The following is a 16,649-nucleotide window of genomic DNA, read 5'->3' as shown; positions in this document are numbered from 1 at the left end:
CTCAGGTGGCCAGGTCGCGCAGGAAGTCGAGCACGGCAGTGTTGAAGCTGTGGGGCTTGGCGAGGTTCATGCCGTGCGCCGCGCCGTCGATGACCACCCGCCGCGCGGCGGGCAGGAGCGCTTGCAGCTTGTCCTGGGCCTGTGCATAGCGCGCCGGTCCCTGCGCGCCGCCCACCAGCAGGACGGCCTGAGTCAGGGCCTTCACGGCATCGGCGTCGAGCGGCGCCGATGGCTCGACCACCTGCAGCGGCAGGGTGCCCGCATTGTCGCGGGCCATGCGTTTGAAGCCCTCGACCATCCGGGACCACGTGTTGGCACCGTTGACCGCGTCGACGAAACCACCGAGCGCGGCCTCCGGGTCACCGCGATCCAGGGCCGCACGCGCCTGCGCGAGCGCTGGGCTGACCGGGGCGGCAGCGGCGTCGCGCCATTGGGCCGAGGGATCGGCAAGGACCAGTCCGGCCACGCGCGACGGGTGCTGCAAGGCGAGAGCGAGCGCCACGCGCGCGCCCCGCGAGTGGCCCAGCACGTGAGCGCGCGGGATCTGCAACTCGGCGAGCAGTGCGGCGAGCTCGTCGGCGTGGGTGGCAATGGAGAAGGGCGTGTCGGCCTGCGGCCCGCCGGGCCAGTAGTGGCGAAGGCTCGGCGCGATCACGCGATAGGTGCGGGCGAATGGCCCGATCTGCGCCTGCCAGTATCGGCAATCGCATAGCGAGCCATGGACGAGGAGGAGGGCGGGGCCGTCGCCAGCCTCCTGGTAGTGCAGCGCCGTGCCATCGACGATGGCAGAGCGCAAGGGAATGTCGGGGGAGAAACGCATGATCACAGCGGGGCCGCACAATCCCGCATTGTGCCCCATCCCTGCCGCCTCTCGGGGGCGTTCACCCGTTCAGCGCGGGATACAGCGAGGCGACGAGCAGCAGCGCCATGACGATGTTGAAGCTGCGCATGGCGTGCGGATTCTGCAGCAATCCGCGCAGCAAGGTGCCCGCACCGGCCCAGAGCGCGATGGTGGGCAGACCGACCACGGCCATGACCAGCGCGATGCGCGCGACGTGGTGGTAATAATCCTGCGCTGGGGCGAAGGCGGCCACCGCCCCCACGACCATCATCCAGGCCTTGGGATTGACCCACTGGAAGGCCGCCGCCCCAAGCAGCGACATCGGCCGCGCGCCCGCGGCGGCACCGGCGGGTCCACCCGCCACCGCAATACGCCAGGCGAGATAGAGCAGATACGCCGCCCCCAGGTACTTCATGACGATGTGCACCTGCGGCCAAGTCTGGAAGACGGTGCCCAACCCCATGCCGATGGCGAGCACCATGATCACGACGCCGGTGCTGATGCCCACCATGTGAGGCACGGTGCGACGAAAGCCGAAGTTCACGCCGGAGGCGGTAAGCATGACGTTGTTGGGGCCGGGCGTCACCGACATGGTGAAGGTGAAAGCGATCAAGGGAAGCAGCAGCGAATCGGGCATGAGGGCACTCGACGAGAAACACATCGGGAAGATCTGGCTGACACTTTATGCCTACTGTGCAGTACAGTACCGGTACACTTTTGCAGAATCCCGCCGGGTTCTGGCCCGGAGATTCACCATGACACTGTCCGCATCGGGACCGTACACGCCGCCCGGCGGCTCGGTTTCCTCGTCTGCCGCCTTCACCGACCACACCCTGGCAGGCCGGCTTGCGCAAAAGCTGGTTGGCCAGATGGAGTCTCAGGTGTTGCGCGCCGGTGCCCGGCTGGCGTCCATCCGGGACTTCGCCGTGGCCGAGGGGGTGAGCCGGTTCACCGTCGTGCAGGCCTATGACCGGCTCGTGGCGGCGGGCTTCGTCGAATCCCGGCGCGGCGCCGGGTTCTTCGTCACTCACCGGCCCACGCCACCGCTGGTGCCCATGCCGCAGCCGGCGGCGCCGGCCCGGGTCGAAGTGAGCTGGTTGCTGCGCAGCATGTTCTCCGAGGCCGCCGTGGGCACGCCGGGCGGGCCAGGTCTGCTGCCCGTGGAGTGGCTCGATGCCGACATGGTGGCGGCGGCGGTGCGCGCGGTAGGGCGTGCAGCACGCGGCGGCTTGCTGGGTTATGGCCATCCGCGCGGCTTCGTGCCGCTGCGCCAGCAGATCGCCGCGCGGCTCCAGGCCGATGGTATCCCGGCCCATCCCTCGCATCACCTGGTCACCACGGCAGGCGTCACGCAAGGTCTGGATCTCATCCTGCGGCACCTCGTGCAGCCGGGCGATACGGTGCTTGTCGAAGACCCGGCGTGGTTTCTGATGTTCGCCCGGCTGGCCGCCTTTGGCGCGCGCGTCGTGGGCGTCCCGCGCGGTCCGGACGGGCCCGACCTGGAGGCGCTCGGCCGGCTCGCGCAGGAGCATCAGCCCAAGCTCTTCATCATCAATGCCGCCGTGCACAACCCCACCGGGTTCTCCTTGTCGGCGGCGGGCGCCTACGGGGTGCTGCGTGCCGCCGAGGCCTATGGGTTCATGGTGGTGGAGGACGACACTTATGGCGACCTGCATCCGGGCGGGGCGATCCGCCTGGCTGCGCTGGACGGCTTGCGCCGGGTGATCTACGTGAGCGGCTTTTCCAAGATGCTGGCCGCCAGCCTTCGGGTGGGCTTCATCGCGGCGCCCCCCGAACTCGTGCAGCCGCTCACGGATCTGAAGATGCTCACGGGGCTCACCACGCCGGAACTGGGCGAGCGCGTGGTCCACCGCATCCTGGCCGATGGCCAGTACCGCCGACATGTCGAGCGCGTGCGCCTTCGCGTGGACGACGCGCGCGAACGCTGCCTGAAGCTGCTCGCATCCCTGGGCGTGCGCGTGCATCACGCGCCGCACGCCGGCTTCTTCGTGTGGGGCGACTGTGGGCGGGATACGCAACCGCTCGCCCTGGCCGCCGCTGAACAAGGCCTCATCCTGGCCCCGGGCAGCCTCTTCTCACCGGATCAGCGTGATTCAACCTTGATGCGGTTTTCGGTGGCGATCGTCGATGACGCGGCGTCCGGACGGACACTGCGCGCCTTGCTCGGCCCGCCGCCCGACAGCGCTGCCAAGGCGCGCGGGCGTGTCGACTGAGCCCGCTGGCAAGGTCATTGCGAGCCAGAATTTTTGCAACAAAACGTGACTTTTATTGTAGGTACAGATCACGTTAAAGATCGCTCGGCGCAAGGGCATCTCAGCAGCGGGCCGGGGTTTGATCGGGGTTGACCAAACATCCAGCGTTAGTTGATGTCCAGTGTCGTTATGGCTGCGTGACTGGCCGTTTGGGGCGAGCGATTTTCCAGGACCAAGCCCCGCATTGTGGGGTCTTTTGATCTCGGCAATCCCAGTAAGATCCGGGCCCTTGCGCACGTCAAGGATCGCACCGTCGAGCCGTGTCGTGGCGATTCCCGTCGATGCTGCCCGAGTCATGGATTCCCAACGATCGCCCATCGCGTACTTCCCCTACATCGATGGGTTGCGCGCCATCGCAGTTCTCGCTGTCTTCGTCTACCACCTGAACGGCGCCTGGCTGCCGGGCGGATTCGCCGGGGTAGACATCTTCTTCGTCATCTCGGGCTTTATCGTCAGTGCGTCGGTTGGCGCCAGACGAGACATGGGGTTGCCAAGCTTCCTTGCGTCGTTCTATGCCCGTCGACTGCGCCGCATCGGGCCGGCCCTGTTGGTCTGCCTGCTCACGACGGCACTGGCCAGCGCCATACTGATCCCCGCCGTGTGGCTGAGCCATACGGCACCGCTCACGGGGCTGTACGCGTTCTTTGGATTGAGTAACTTCATCCTGGCGCGCACGCAGAACGACTACTTCTCACCGATCAGCGAGTTCAATCCTTACACGCACACGTGGTCGCTTGGCGTGGAAGAGCAGTTCTACCTCGTCTTTCCGCTGCTCTTCATCGCGTGGATCGGTCGGCATCGCCGGCCGCGCCTGAGTATGGGCCTCTTCGCCCTGGCGGTCATCCTGTCTCTAGGGTGGGCGGCGTGGCCGGGCCAGATCGATCGGACGTCGGCCTACTACATGATCACCAGTCGCTTCTGGCAGTTGGGGGCGGGGGTGCTGCTCTACCAGGCGATGGCGATGGCGGGCCGCCGCTTCGACGTGGCCACGCCCGCGCCGTGGCGATGGGGCGGGGCCGTTGCAAGTGCGGGTCTGGTCGCGCTCGCCGTGGCCCTGGCGACCTCACGTGCGCAAACCTTCCCCTTCCCGGGCGGCCTGCTGGTCGTCGCCGGCGCGCTGGCGGTGCTGGCCGGTCTGCATGGCACGCCGAGCGGCCACTGGCTGGTGCGCGCGCTCACGAACAGACCCATGCTGTTCGCGGGCCGCATCTCCTATTCGCTGTACTTGTGGCATTGGCCGGTGTTCGTGCTGTTCCGATGGACGGTCGGGCTGGATATGCCTGTCATGCGCTTCGCTGCGGCATCGCTGTCGCTGCTGCTGGCCGCCGCGTCGTACCGGTGGGTGGAGACGCCTATGCGCACGTTGGCCATGACGCGCCGCGTGCCGCAAATCGCCATCGTGATCGTTGGGGTGGGCATGCTGATCGGCGGCGCGGGGCTTGCCAGCCTCATCCAGAACAAGCAGTCCTCGCTGTCGATCACGGCGTTGGCGCGCGCACCGCACGACTGGTATCCGTACGGCAGCCATGCGAGTCAGGCGCAGCCGGGCTGCGAAGTGCATGCCGAGATTCATCTCCTGTCGCTGGACAGGCGGGTCGATTTCCGTGCGCATGGGTGCCGCGAAGACGCACAAGCCCCGCGCCGCATCCTGGCCATCGGCGACTCGCACGCGATGAGTTACGAGGCACTGTTCCGGCGCTATGTCCTCGACACGGGCGCTGAGGTCTCGGTGTATATCAACGGGGGTTGTCCCTTTCTCAGCCTGCAGCCCTGGCGCGAAGACAGTGCGCATTGCCAAGGCCACGCCAGGGTGGCCATCGAGGACATGCTGGCCACCGCCCGCCCCGGTGACGTGATCTTTCTGCCGAGCTTGCGCTTGCCGCGTCTGACGGACCAGTGGATGAATTTTCCCCTTGCCGGCTTCGAGCGAGACCTGTTGTCGCCTGCCTTCGCCGAGCGGCGCGATGCGGCGGCGCGAGAGGCTGTCGAGGTGGTGCGAGCGCTTCGCCAGACAGGGGCGCTGGTGGTGTTCGAGGCCCCCAAGCCTATCTTCAGGTCGCCCCCGATGCGTTGCGTTCACGCCTATAACGCCACCAACGCCATCTGTGCGGATGGCCTGAGCATCGACCGGGATCAATTGCTCAAGTGGCGTGAGCCGGTGATGGCTGCCATGGCGTCCGTCACCGACGGGGTACCCGGGGCCGCGATTTGGGATCCGTTCCCCGTGCTTTGCCCCGAAGGCCCCGAATGCCATGCCATGCGGGACGGCCGGCCGCTGTTTCTGGATGGCGATCACATCAGCGGCTACGGCAATGAACTCGTCGTTGACGCGTTCAAGGGATTTCTCAAAGGCCTCGCCAATCCGGGCAAACCGGCACCGTCGCTCTAGCCCGACAGTTCCGCCAAGCCGCGAACCCTGGCAGACTAAGGGAATGCGTCACTCGCTCGCCCACTCGTCCGCGCCTTCTGGCACCGCCCAGCGCCTCCTGCTTCGGCTCAAGACAGCCGGGGAGCAGGCGACGGCCGAGCTGGCGACGTGGCTGGGTATCTCGGGCGAGGGTGCGCGGCAGCAACTGGCCCGGTTGCGCCGGGATGGCCTCGTCCAGTCTCGCGCGCTACGGGCCGGGGTAGGGCGCCCGACGCTCGGCTGGACGCTCACAGATCTCGGCCACCAGCGCTTCCCGGACGGTCACGCAGGGCTTGCCGTTGGCTTGCTGCACTCCGTACGCGCTGCGCTGGGCGAGGCCGCCGTGGTCACCCTCGTGGATGCCCGGGATCGCGAGATCCGTCGGCGATACCGCGCCTGCCTTTCCGCCTGCATCTCATTGGAATCTCGCGTGGCGGCGCTGGCGGGTTTGCGCACCGAGGACGGGTATCTCTGCGATTACCGCGTCGAGGCCGACGGCAGTTTCCTGTTGATCGAGCACCACTGCCCGATCTGCTCGGCGGCCCAGGCCTGTCAAGCGTTCTGCGACAGCGAACTCGCCACGTTCGCGGATCTGCTGGCGCCCGCGCGGTGTCTCGTCTCGAACATCTCCAGGCCGGCGACGCGCGCTGCGCCTATCGCATCACGCCCGGCTGAGCGCCGGGGCGGTCGCGCCGTCCTCTGATCACCTTGTTTTGAGCCCGCTTCTCACGACTGCGCGCGCCCGCACGTCTTCGTCTTGCGCGACATTGAAATGACCTGCAATGTTTTCAGTTGACATGATCTCGGTAGGAAATTTCTGCCTTCGATGCCAAAGTCACTCAACCATAACAGGCGCTCGACACGAGTTAAGTTATTGAATCGGCAAAAATAAGTGGATTTTTCACTTGGCTATTCTGATCCAGGCCCGCCACTTGCTTGAAGGGTTTCATCCTGGGGTAATCCCGAGCCAAGGCCCAGCCGGTTGACGCAATCGGCTTCAGTGAATATGATTGCAGTAGAAATTAATTCATTTGAACGCATCTTCGAAGCCATGAAATCCGGGCCGAGAGCGGCGAAAATCGACCTTGTCGATCCATTCGTCGGCCACTTGTCGAGCCAAGGTTTTCCCATGAACAACACGCCTCTTTCCGAGCAGTACGATCTGCGCATCCTTCGGGCACTGCGCCGCATCACCCGGGCCATTGCGCTGCATTCCAAGCAGTTGGCGGCCTGCAGCCACATCACGGCGCCTCAGCTCGTGTGTCTGCATACGGTGATCGCCGGCGGGCCGATGACGGCCACGGCGATCAGCCGCGAGATCCACGTCAGTGCCAGTACGGTCGTCGGCATTCTCGATCGCCTGGAAGAGAAGGGTCTGGTGCGCCGCGAGCGCGGGCGCGAAGATCGCCGCACGGTGTTCGTGTCTGCGACGGAAGCTGGCGTGAAGCTGGCCAACGACGCGCCGTCGCCGCTGCAGAAGACATTGTCCGAAGCGCTCAACGAGTTGCCCGAGCTGGAGCGGGCCACGATCACGTTGTCGCTCGAGCGCATCGTGGACTTGGTCGAGCGCCGCGCGCCGAGCGCAAGCCAGGATGCTCACCCGGCCTTGTTGGATGTGCCGCATGGCGACGTGACGGCTGCGGAATCGGGGTTGGCCGTATGACTCAGCCTGCGCACAAGTCTCATGGCGCGGGGGTCGACATCACCCTGCGCGAGCCACGTACCGAGGACGGGGCTGCCGTGGCGGAACTGATCCGCCAGTCGCCGCCGCTCGATGTGAACTCGACGTACGCCTACCTGCTCCTGTGCCACCACTTTGCGTCGACCTGTGTCGTCGCCGAGCGCGATGGCAAGGTGGTGGGCTTCATTTCCGGCTATCTGCCGCCGTCTGCGACGGACACGTTCTTCGTGTGGCAGGTCGCTGTTCACGCTGATGCCCGTGGTTGCGGGCTCGGCCTCTCCATGTTGCGCCACCTGCTCTTGCGGCCGGTATCGCGACATGTCCGCTTTCTCGAGACCACGGTCTCGCCGTCCAATGGCCCGTCGCGTGGCATGTTTGCGCGCCTGGCCAAGGATCTGGAGACCGACCTGACCGAGCAGGACTTGTTCGACAAGTCCATGTTCGGTTCGGGGTCGGATCACGAAGACGAGAAACTACTCAGAATCGGCCCGTTCCACTAGAGGCATTCGTGTCGCTCCCTGACCCCAGGGAGCGGCCCAAATGTTTCCCTGGGCCATAAGGGAGAAGATAGAGATGGATCTGAAAATTTTTGATCGCCTGGAATCCGAAGTGCGCGGTTACATCCGCTCCTTCCCGGTCGTGTTCAAGCAGGCGCGCGGTTCCACCCTCGTGGACGAAACCGGTCGCGAATACATCGATTTCTTCGCCGGGGCGGGAACGCTCAACTACGGTCACAACAACCCCATCTTCAAGCAGAAGCTGGTCGAGTATCTCGAGGAAGATGGCATCGTCCATGGCCTGGACATGGCCACCGGCGCCAAGCGCACCTTCCTGGAGACCTTCGAGCGCGTGCTCCTGAAGCCGCGCAACTGGAAGTACACGCTGCAGTTCACGGGCCCGACCGGCACCAACGCTGTCGAAGCTGCTCTCAAGCTCGCCCGCCAAGTCAAGGGCCGTTCGAACATCATCTCGTTCACGCACGGCTTCCATGGCCTGAGCGGTGGCTCGCTGGCTGTCACGGCCAATTCGAAGTATCGCGAAGCTGCTGGCGTGTCGCATGCCAACACGGTCTTCATGCCGTATGACGGCTACTTCGGTCCTGACGTCGACACCATCGTCTACCTGGAGCGCATGCTCGAGGACAAGTCGAGCGGCCTGGACAAGCCCGCTGCGGTGATCGTTGAGACGGTGCAGGGCGAAGGCGGCATCAACGTGGCGTCGCTGCGCTGGCTGAAGGAACTGCAGCGCGTGTGCCATGCCAACGACATGCTGCTCATCGTCGACGACATCCAGGCAGGTTGCGGCCGTACCGGCAGCTTCTTCAGCTTCGAGCCGGCCGGCATCCAGCCGGACATTATCACGCTGTCCAAGTCGCTGTCCGGCTTTGGCCTGCCGATGTCGCTGGTGCTGATGAAGCCGGAACTCGACGTCTGGAAGCCGGGCGCCCACACCGGCACGTTCCGCGGCAACAACCTGGCCTTCGTCACCGCCACGGCCGCCCTGGACAACTACTGGACGCACTCCGCCTTCGCGAGCGACGTGCAGCGCAAGGAACGCATCGCGCGGGATTGCCTGGAGAACATCGTCCAGAGCTATCCGGGCGCCGGCCTCAGCGTGCGTGGCCGCGGGCTGATGCAGGGCCTGGTGAGCCAGGACCACAGCTTTGCCGGCAAGGTGGCGGCCAAGGCCTTCGAGCAAGGCTTGGTGATCGAGACCTCGGGCGCCAACGACGAAGTGCTGAAGCTTCTGCCGGCCCTGACCATCGACGACACCCAGCTCAAGCGCGGTCTCGAGATCATCGACCGTTGCGTGGCCGAGGTGCTGGCCGCCGAGAAGGCCTCCCCAGCGAGCAGCGCTCGCGTGCTGAAGTTCGGCAATCGCTAAGGAGAAAGCAGACCCATGATCGTACGTAATGTGAAGGACGTCATCGGAACCCAGGACGAGATCCGTACGGATACCTGGACCAGCCGCCGCGTGCTGCTCAAGAAAGATGGCATGGGCTTCTCGTTCCACGAGACCATCATTCATCCCGGCACGGAAACGCACATCCACTACCAGAACCATCTGGAGGCGGTGTGGTGCGTCGAGGGCGATGGCGAGATCGAGACCATTGCCGATGGCAAGAAGTACGCTCTCGGCCCAGGCGTGGTCTACGCCCTGGACCAGCACGATGAACACTGGCTGCGTGGCGGCAAGACGCCGCTGCGGGTGATCTGCGTGTTCAATCCGCCGCTGTCGGGGCGGGAAGTGCACGACGAGAAGGGCGTGTATCCCGCCGACCTGGAAGAAGACGTCAAGGAGGTCGCCTGATGATTACCCCCGCCAAGGATATCTACGCGTCGCGCTCTGACCGCGGCGCGGCCATCATCGCCCGTCAGGATCCCGTCATTCATGGTGACGGGAAGTACGCCGCCGGAGCCTCGAGCGAACAGATCGCAGATTTCGATCGCGACGGCTTCCTCTTCCTGCCGGAGTTTTTCTCCGAGCAGGAGACCGCGGCGCTGCTGCGTGAAGTCGAGCGCATGTCGACGGACCCGGCCATTCGCCAGCGCGAGGAAGCGATCCGCGAGCCCGGCAGCGACGTCGTGCGCTCGGTGTTCAAGGTTCACGAGATCAGCCCGATCCTGGGCCGGCTCGCGAGCGACGCTCGGCTGGCCGACATCGCCCGACAGATCCTGGGCTCCGAGGTCTACATCCACCAGTCCCGTGCCAACCTGAAGCCTGGCTTCAAGGGCAAGGAGTTCTACTGGCACTCGGATTTCGAGACCTGGCACGTGGAAGACGGCATGCCCGCCATGCGCGCCATCAGCTGCTCGGTGCTGCTCACGGACAACCGCCCGGAGAACGGCCCGTTGATGGTGGTGCCTGGCTCGCATCGTCAGTTCATCTCGTGCATTGGCGAGACGCCGGACGATCACTACAAGGATTCGCTGCGCAAGCAGGAATACGGCGTGCCGGATCCGGTGAGCCTGCAATTGCTGGTGGAGCAGGGCGGTATTCGCTCCATCACGGGCAAGGCGGGCTCGGTCGTGTTTTTTGATTGCAACACGATGCACGGGTCGAACGGCAACATCACGCCGTGGCCGCGCGCCAACGTCTTCATGGTCTACAACAGCATGGAGAACACGCTGGGCGCACCGAAGTTCGGCCTCACGCCGCGTCCGGAATTCATTGCCACGCGCAAGAAGTTCGAAGCGATCAAGCCATTGGCACCGACGCGCATGCGCGGTTGATCGGGCAGGCCCTCGCCTGGCGCGGGGGGTGTAGCGAAGGGCGCAGCGCAGATCGCGTTGCGCCCTTCGTCACGTTCAGGCCGAACTCAGCTTCAGCCCGATGAGGCCCGTGATGATGAGGGCCACGCTGATCACGCGCATCGGCGTCACGGCCTCCTGGAACAGGAAGATCCCGGCGATGAAGGCGCCCACGGCGCCGATGCCTGTCCAGATCGCGTAGGCGGTGCCCAGAGGCAGCACCTTCATGGCCATCGACAGCAGCCAGAAGCTCACGACCATCCCGCTGATGGTGAACACGGTGGGCACGAGCCGGGTGAAGCCGTAGGTGTACTTGAGCCCGACGGCCCATGCCACTTCGAAGAGCCCGGCCAGAAAGAGAATGATCCAATGCATGAAAGACTCCAGGGAGACAGGTGGGGTCGTCCCCGGCTTGACGGCCTTGGCCCTTCCACAGGCCGCGGGCGCCGGGTCGTCCCGGCGCGTCAAAGGCAAAAATTATAAAATCATTCTCTTTCGGTCGGGACATCCCGGCCATCCTGCGGCAACGGCGCCGCGCCCCTTGGAGCCACCCTTATGCAACGTGTGATGCTGCGTGCCAAGCTGCACCGTGTCACGGTCACCCAAGCCGACCTGAACTACGAAGGTTCCTGCGGCATCGACCAGGATCTGCTCGACGCGGCCGACATGAAGCCCTTCGAGAAGATCGAGCTGTACAACGTGAACAACGGCGAGCGCTTCTCGACCTACATCATCACCGCGCCCCGGGGCAGCGGCGAGATTTCGCTCAATGGCGCGGCCGCACGTCGCGCTCATCTGGGCGATTACCTCATCATCTGCACGTACGCGCCGATGACCGAGACCGAGATCGAGACCTACAAGCCCAAGGTCATCCTCGTCGACGACGCCAATCGCATCAAGGAAATCCGGTAAGCCTGCCGGAATCACTGCCCGTACTGCTGCCTCATGAGCCATCGCATCACCGTCCTGCCGTCCAATCACCAGTTCTATGCCGCCCCAGGCGAGAGCATCCTCGATGCCGCCCTGGCCGCCGGGGTGACACTGCCCTACAGCTGCAAGAACGGTGCATGCTCATCCTGCAAGGCGCGCGTGGTCGATGGTGAGTTCGTGCAGGGCCCGCACCAGCCGGGCAGCCTGCATGCGGACGACGCGGCGCAGGGCTTCGCCCTGCTGTGCTGCACGACGCCGGAGTCCGACGTCACGGTCGAGGCGCGCGTGGTGCAGGGCATGGACGGCATCGAAATCCGCAAGATGCCGGTGCGGGTGCAGGAGATCGCGCCGCTTGCGCACGATGTCATGCGCGTCACCTTGCAGTTGCCGGCCAATCAGCGCTTCGTCTTCAATGCGGGCCAATATCTGGAGTTCATCCTGAAGGATGGCCGGCGCCGAGCCTATTCGATGGCCAGCGCGCCGCACGTGGAGGGCTCGGTCGAACTGCATCTGCGTCACCTGCCGGGTGGCGCGTTCACGGATCGCGTGTTCGGCCAGGCCGAGCCGGCGCTGAAGGTGCGCGAGATCCTGCGCTGCGAAGCGCCGCTCGGTTCGTTCTTCCTGCGCGAGGACACCGAGCAGCCCATCGTGCTGCTCGCAAGCGGCACGGGCTTCGCCCCGATCAAGGCGATGGTCGAGCACATGATCCACGTGGGCATTCATCGGCGCACCGTCCTGTACTGGGGCGGCCGCCGGCCGCGCGATCTGTATCTCGATGCCCTGGCGCGCAGCTGGGAGCAGGCCCTGCCCGGGTTCTCCTACGTGCCTGTCGTCTCCGATGCGTTGCCCGAGGACGGCTGGCAGGGTCGCACCGGGTGGGTGCACGAGGCTGTCATTGCCGATCTGCCCGATCTGTCCGGACACCAGGTCTATGCCTGTGGCGCGCCCGCGATGGTCGAGGCCGCACGGACGGATTTCACGGGTCGCTGCGGGCTGTCCGGCGAGTCCTTCTTCGCCGACGCCTTCACCACGGAAGCCGACGCTGCGCAACGTGCCTGACAGCGTTCTGCGGCACCCGTGTGACAGACACAATTTGCGTTGGAATGCGCCCCGGATTCCGCGCTACACTGCCCGCCAGCGGGCGTTCTGGCCGTGCGCGGCGCGCGCACCCGAAGCCCCGGCGTCGCGGGGCCTGAACGGCTGGCCCCGGCCGGACAGGAGCAAGCATGAAGGTTGTGGTTCTGGGGAGCGGCATCATCGGCACCAGCAGCGCCTGGTGGCTGCGCCAGGACGGTCATGAGGTGACGGTCATCGACCGTTGTGCCGGCCCCGCCCGGGAGACGAGCTTCGCCAACGGTGGCCAGATTTCCGTGTCGTATGCCGAGCCCTGGGCCAATCCGCACGCACCGTGGCGCCTGCTCCAATGGATGATGCGCGACGACTCGCCCTTGCTCTTTCGGCCCCAGGCCGACTGGCGCCAATGGCAGTGGGGCCTTTCCTTCCTCCGGGAATGCCTGCCTTCGCGCCTGGCGCCGAACATCCGGGCCATGGTGGCCATGGCCGAATACAGTCGCCGCACCCTGCATGGCATGCGCGAGTCACTCGGCATCCAGTACGACCAGCTCCAGCGCGGCATCCTCACCTTCTATCGGCGACAGTCCGAGTTCGAGACCGCCCAACGCGCGGCCAGCCTGATGCGGGACATGGGCGTGGATCGGCGCATCGTGTCGGCCGAGGAAGCCGTGGCCATCGAGCCCGCGCTTGCGCCCAGCCGTCATCGCATCGTGGGCGGCGACTACACGGCCGATGACGAGAGTGGCGACGTCCACCAGTTCACGACGCAGCTCGCGCAGCGCGCCGAGTCCGCCGGCGTCGACTTTCGCTTCGACACCCGCGTCACCCGCCTGCTCGCCGAAGGCGGCCGCGTCTGGGCAGCCGAGGTCATCGAACCGGATGGCCGCTACACCCGCGTGCTCGGGGATGCCTTCGTCGTCGCGATGGGCGCCTTCTCGCCCGACGTGCTGCGTCCCCTCGGTGTCCCGTGCCCTGTCTATCCCGCCAAGGGCTATTCCGCCACGTTTCGCATCCTCGATCCCGCGCGCGCGCCCGAAGTCAGTCTCACCGACAGCTCGCGCAAGGTCGTGGTCTCGCGTCTGGGCGATCGCCTGCGCCTGGCCGGCACGGCCGAGCTCTCGGGCTATTCGCGCGCGTTGAATACCGTGCGCTGCGAGGCGCTGGCCAGTATCGCCGCTGAACTCTTCCCCGAGGGCGTCGTCGATCTGACCACCCCCAATTACTGGTCCGGGCTGCGTCCGTCCACACCGTCCAGCGTGCCGCTGGTCGGGCGCTCGCGCATCGGCAATCTCTTTCTGAACACGGGGCATGGCACGCTGGGCTGGACGATGGGCGCGGGCTCGGGCCGCGTCATCGCCGACATCGTTGCCGGCCGTCGTCCGGAACCGGATTTTCCCTTCATCGGATACTGACGGGCCGCGCCCCGTGCCGGCCCCTGGCCGGCGTCGCACCTCACCAACCTTCGTTTTTTCTCAACGTCGATCCGCCGCCACACGGCGGGACAATGCCGTAGTTCTGGGTTATCAGGAGATACCGTGAAAGCATGGAAGCAATGCGTTGCCGCCCTGGCGGTTGCGCTCGTGGGCGGCACCGCGTCGGCGGCCGCCCAGAAGATTCAAGTCTGGCACGCCATGGATCCCGCGCATGCGGCGATCTTCGAGGCCTTCGTCGCGCAGTACAACAAGAGCCAGTCCGACGTTGCCGTCGAGCTCTCCGTGGCCCCGTCCTTCGAAGCCATGGAGACGGGCGTCGCGCAGGCCATCCGTGACAAGCGCGCACCGCACTTCGTGCAGCTGCCGGATTATCACAATCCTGAAGGCGTGGCCAAGGACAACCGCGTAATGCCGATGCACGAGTTGCTCGCCAAGCATCCGGTGCGCGATCTGCAGTGGTTCCTGCCTCAGACCACGAGCTACGTGCGTGACAGCCGTGGGCGTCTGCTCGCGCTGCCGCTGATGGCCGAGGCCCCGGTGATGTTCTACAACCGGGATCTCTTCAAGAAGGCCGGGCTCAATCCGGACGCGCCGGCGCGCACGTGGCAGGAGCTGCAAGGTCAGCTGATCGCCCTGCAGAAGTCGGGCGTCGCCTGCCCGTACGCCACGAGCGACATGGTGTGGATCCACCAGGAGAACCTCGCGGCCTCGAACAACCAGCCGTTCGCCACGCGCAACAACGGCATGGACAGCGGTCGCGCCGAGCTGCTCGTGAACGGGCTGCTGCACGTGCGTCACATGGCGCTCATGAAGAGCTGGGTCAAGAGCAGCCTCTTTCCGCAGATCAGTGTGAACAGCGAATCGGACGCGCCGTTCGCCCGCGGTGAATGCGCCATCCTCACGAGCGGTACCGGCGCCTGGGCCCAGCTGGATCCGAAGCGCTTTTCCGCTGGCATCGCGCCGATCCCGCGCTATCTGGAAGCGAGCAAGGAAGGCGGCATGCCGCTGATCGGCGGCTCGGCCCTGTGGGCCCTGTCGGGTCATCCCGCGCCTGAGCAGGCGGCCATGGGCAAGTTCGTCGCCTGGCTGGCCACGCCGGCCGTGGCCGCCCAATGGCACCAGAGCACCGGCTACCTGCCCATGACTGAAGCTGCGGCCCGCGCTGCCGACGTCTCGTTCTACAACCGGATTCCGGGCGCGAAGGCCATGGTCGACCTGATGGACGACACCCCGGGCCAGAACAGCCGTGGCATCCGCCTGCCGCAGTATCCGAAGGTGCTGGCCATCCTGAACGAGGAAATGGCCTCGATCCTCCAGGGCAACAAGCCGCCCATGCAGGCGCAGGGCGATGCCGTGCGCCGCGCCTCGGCGGCGATGGGCGGCAAATGAGCGACGCCGTCTCCCGCGGTTGGCACTATCCGCGCATCGTCGCCCATCGCGGGGGCGGCACGCTCGCGCCCGAGAACACCCTGGCCGGCATGCGCGCGGCGCAGGCGCGTGGCCTGCAGGGCGTCGAGTTCGACGTCATGTTGGCGGCCGACGAGGTCCCCGTGCTCATGCACGACGAGGCGTTCGGGCGCACGGTGCCGGGGCGGGGCGCGGTGCCCCTCACGCCGTCGGCCAATCTGGTGCGCATGGACGCGGGCGCCTGGCTCGACCCGGCATTCGCGGGCGAGCCGGTGCCGCTCTTCGCAGACATCGCGCACTGGCTCATTGCCCAGGGCATCTGGATGAACGTGGAGATCAAGCCCGCGGCCGGCTTCGAGGCGCTCACTGGGCGCGTCACCGCCGAGCATACGGCGCGCGCCTGGGCGGCGAAGCCGGCAGACGCCGTGTTGCCGGCACCTTTGCTCTCCTCGTTCTCCGAGGCCGCGCTGCGAACGGCCAAGCTCGCAGCGCCCGATATCGCGCGAGCGATGCTCTGGAGCCAGGTGCCGCGAGGCTGGCAGGCCACGGCTGAGTCCCTCGGCTGCACGGCGATCCACACGAACCACCGTCACCTCACGGCCGCACTCGCGGCCGAGATCAAGGCCGAGGGCTATGTATGGCCTCATGGTCTACACCGTCAACGCGCCGGAACGCGCCCGAGTCCTCCTGGACTGGGGCGTCGATGGGATCTGCACGGATCGCATCGATCTCTTTCCCGCCGACTTCGCCTGACGCACCGCGGGCGCGCGCAGCGCCCGCGGTGCGTGAAAACCTCCCCCTTACGTGTTCTCCGATATAGGCGCGCGCCTTGACGCGCGCAGCATGCCAGCCATGGCGGACAAGTGCCGCGGCATCGGGGACGAGACATGGCAGGCAGGCAGTTCAAGCGCGCGTCACGCACGGCGCTCATGGTGGCGACGCTCCTGGGAGCCGCCAGCGCGGCACTGGCGGCTGCGGCACCCGGCTACGATTTCGCCTATCGGCTCTCCGGCGACCGGCGCGTGGCCCCGTTGCAGGTGTTCGACGACGGGCAATCGACCTGGTTGCAGTTCAACGCGGGGCAGGCCTTGCCGGCGGTGTTCGCGCTGGCGGACGGCGCGTCGCGGCTGGTGCCCTATACGCAACAAGGTCCGTATGTCGTGCTGACTGGCACGGCGCCGCGTCTGGTGCTGCGCATCGGCGATATCGAGGCTCAGGTCGACTATGCCGGCGCGCAGGCGCGGTCCGGCATTGCCACGACCGAAGCCGCCCCGTCGCCCCAGTGGCTGCCTGCGCCCTCGCCGTCGCCCCTGCGCAGCGGCGCGCTCGCCATGGCACCGGATTCGGCCACG

Annotated in this window: 16 protein-coding genes and 1 pseudogene; 14 read left to right on the top strand and 3 right to left on the bottom strand. The window is 66.2% G+C overall.

Annotated elements, in window-relative coordinates:
• Position 1 precedes the first annotated feature (1 nt).
• A complete protein-coding gene (locus IMZ29_RS11990; protein WP_216184035.1) occupies positions 2-820 on the bottom strand; it encodes an alpha/beta fold hydrolase in 819 nt (272 codons plus the stop codon).
• 61 nt (positions 821-881) lie between these two features.
• On the bottom strand, positions 882-1,478 hold the full coding sequence (locus tag IMZ29_RS11985; protein WP_253207071.1) for a LysE family translocator: 597 nt from the start codon (positions 1,476-1,478) through the stop codon (positions 882-884).
• Between the two features lie 232 nt (positions 1,479-1,710).
• Between IMZ29_RS11985 and IMZ29_RS11980 the strand changes: the two genes are divergently transcribed.
• From IMZ29_RS11980 to thpD, 8 genes are all read left to right on the top strand, one after another.
• The gene (locus IMZ29_RS11980; protein WP_253207075.1) at positions 1,711-3,075 is read left to right on the top strand and encodes an aminotransferase-like domain-containing protein; all 1,365 of its coding nucleotides are present in this window, start codon (positions 1,711-1,713) and stop codon (positions 3,073-3,075) included.
• Between the two features lie 334 nt (positions 3,076-3,409).
• Positions 3,410-5,503, top strand: coding sequence for an acyltransferase family protein (locus tag IMZ29_RS11975; protein WP_216184030.1), 2,094 nt, complete (start codon positions 3,410-3,412; stop codon positions 5,501-5,503).
• A 43-nt stretch (positions 5,504-5,546) separates the two neighbouring features.
• Positions 5,547-6,224: a helix-turn-helix transcriptional regulator gene (locus IMZ29_RS11970; RefSeq protein WP_216184028.1), complete on the top strand. Its 678-nt coding sequence runs from the start codon at positions 5,547-5,549 to the stop codon at positions 6,222-6,224.
• Positions 6,225-6,650: 426 nt separating this feature from the next.
• Complete coding sequence (locus IMZ29_RS11965; protein ID WP_216184026.1) at positions 6,651-7,184, top strand: MarR family winged helix-turn-helix transcriptional regulator; 534 nt, start codon at positions 6,651-6,653, stop codon at positions 7,182-7,184.
• Positions 7,181-7,702: a diaminobutyrate acetyltransferase gene (ectA, locus tag IMZ29_RS11960; RefSeq protein WP_253207070.1), complete on the top strand. Its 522-nt coding sequence runs from the start codon at positions 7,181-7,183 to the stop codon at positions 7,700-7,702. The genes IMZ29_RS11965 and ectA overlap by 4 nt, the downstream gene beginning before the upstream one ends.
• 73 nt (positions 7,703-7,775) lie before the next feature.
• Positions 7,776-9,086, top strand: a complete 1,311-nt coding sequence (ectB, locus tag IMZ29_RS11955; protein ID WP_216184024.1) for a diaminobutyrate--2-oxoglutarate transaminase — start codon at positions 7,776-7,778, stop codon at positions 9,084-9,086.
• 15 nt (positions 9,087-9,101) lie between these two features.
• The gene (locus IMZ29_RS11950; RefSeq protein WP_216184023.1) at positions 9,102-9,512 is read left to right on the top strand and encodes an ectoine synthase; all 411 of its coding nucleotides are present in this window, start codon (positions 9,102-9,104) and stop codon (positions 9,510-9,512) included.
• Positions 9,512-10,435 (top strand): ectoine hydroxylase, encoded by a 924-nt coding sequence (gene thpD, locus IMZ29_RS11945; protein ID WP_216184022.1) that lies wholly within the window; start codon positions 9,512-9,514, stop codon positions 10,433-10,435. The genes IMZ29_RS11950 and thpD overlap by 1 nt, the downstream gene beginning before the upstream one ends.
• Before the next feature lie 75 nt (positions 10,436-10,510).
• On the opposite strand, the gene sugE is transcribed toward thpD, so the two are convergent.
• Positions 10,511-10,828 carry a quaternary ammonium compound efflux SMR transporter SugE gene (gene sugE / locus IMZ29_RS11940; RefSeq protein ID WP_216184021.1) on the bottom strand — a complete coding sequence of 106 codons (318 nt, stop codon included), beginning with the start codon at positions 10,826-10,828 and terminating at the stop codon, positions 10,511-10,513.
• 180 nt (positions 10,829-11,008) lie between these two features.
• Between sugE and panD the strand changes: the two genes are divergently transcribed.
• The 6 genes and pseudogenes from panD to IMZ29_RS11910 all read left to right on the top strand — a co-directional run.
• The gene (gene panD, locus IMZ29_RS11935) at positions 11,009-11,365 is read left to right on the top strand and encodes an aspartate 1-decarboxylase (protein WP_216184019.1); all 357 of its coding nucleotides are present in this window, start codon (positions 11,009-11,011) and stop codon (positions 11,363-11,365) included.
• Between the two features lie 33 nt (positions 11,366-11,398).
• Positions 11,399-12,442 (top strand): CDP-6-deoxy-delta-3,4-glucoseen reductase, encoded by a 1,044-nt coding sequence (locus IMZ29_RS11930; protein WP_216184016.1) that lies wholly within the window; start codon positions 11,399-11,401, stop codon positions 12,440-12,442.
• Positions 12,443-12,609: 167 nt separating this feature from the next.
• A complete protein-coding gene (locus IMZ29_RS11925) occupies positions 12,610-13,869 on the top strand; it encodes a D-amino acid dehydrogenase (protein WP_216184014.1) in 1,260 nt (419 codons plus the stop codon).
• A gap of 123 nt (positions 13,870-13,992) precedes the next feature.
• Positions 13,993-15,279: an extracellular solute-binding protein gene (locus tag IMZ29_RS11920; RefSeq protein WP_216184012.1), complete on the top strand. Its 1,287-nt coding sequence runs from the start codon at positions 13,993-13,995 to the stop codon at positions 15,277-15,279.
• A pseudogene (ugpQ, locus tag IMZ29_RS11915) lies at positions 15,276-16,050 on the top strand (glycerophosphodiester phosphodiesterase). Before IMZ29_RS11920 ends, ugpQ begins: the two are co-directional and overlap by 4 nt.
• A gap of 134 nt (positions 16,051-16,184) precedes the next feature.
• The coding region (locus tag IMZ29_RS11910; RefSeq protein WP_216184010.1) for a TrbG/VirB9 family P-type conjugative transfer protein at positions 16,185-16,649 on the top strand (465 nt) is incomplete at its 3' end.

The organism is Verticiella alkaliphila (genome assembly GCF_018904615.1).
GTDB lineage: Bacteria > Pseudomonadota > Gammaproteobacteria > Burkholderiales > Burkholderiaceae_B > Verticiella > Verticiella alkaliphila.
This window is presented reverse-complemented; position numbering and strand designations above follow the sequence as displayed.

Coding starts and splice junctions, on each gene's coding strand:
- IMZ29_RS11990 (WP_216184035.1), bottom strand. CDS start 820: ATGCGTTTCTCCCCCGACATTCCCTTGCGCTCTGCCATCGTCGATGGC.
- IMZ29_RS11985 (WP_253207071.1), bottom strand. CDS start 1,478: ATGCCCGATTCGCTGCTGCTTCCCTTGATCGCTTTCACCTTCACCATG.
- IMZ29_RS11980 (WP_253207075.1), top strand. CDS start 1,711: ATGGAGTCTCAGGTGTTGCGCGCCGGTGCCCGGCTGGCGTCCATCCGG.
- IMZ29_RS11975 (WP_216184030.1), top strand. CDS start 3,410: ATGGATTCCCAACGATCGCCCATCGCGTACTTCCCCTACATCGATGGG.
- IMZ29_RS11970 (WP_216184028.1), top strand. CDS start 5,547: ATGCGTCACTCGCTCGCCCACTCGTCCGCGCCTTCTGGCACCGCCCAG.
- IMZ29_RS11965 (WP_216184026.1), top strand. CDS start 6,651: ATGAACAACACGCCTCTTTCCGAGCAGTACGATCTGCGCATCCTTCGG.
- ectA (WP_253207070.1), top strand. CDS start 7,181: ATGACTCAGCCTGCGCACAAGTCTCATGGCGCGGGGGTCGACATCACC.
- ectB (WP_216184024.1), top strand. CDS start 7,776: ATGGATCTGAAAATTTTTGATCGCCTGGAATCCGAAGTGCGCGGTTAC.
- IMZ29_RS11950 (WP_216184023.1), top strand. CDS start 9,102: ATGATCGTACGTAATGTGAAGGACGTCATCGGAACCCAGGACGAGATC.
- thpD (WP_216184022.1), top strand. CDS start 9,512: ATGATTACCCCCGCCAAGGATATCTACGCGTCGCGCTCTGACCGCGGC.
- sugE (WP_216184021.1), bottom strand. CDS start 10,828: ATGCATTGGATCATTCTCTTTCTGGCCGGGCTCTTCGAAGTGGCATGG.
- panD (WP_216184019.1), top strand. CDS start 11,009: ATGCAACGTGTGATGCTGCGTGCCAAGCTGCACCGTGTCACGGTCACC.
- IMZ29_RS11930 (WP_216184016.1), top strand. CDS start 11,399: ATGAGCCATCGCATCACCGTCCTGCCGTCCAATCACCAGTTCTATGCC.
- IMZ29_RS11925 (WP_216184014.1), top strand. CDS start 12,610: ATGAAGGTTGTGGTTCTGGGGAGCGGCATCATCGGCACCAGCAGCGCC.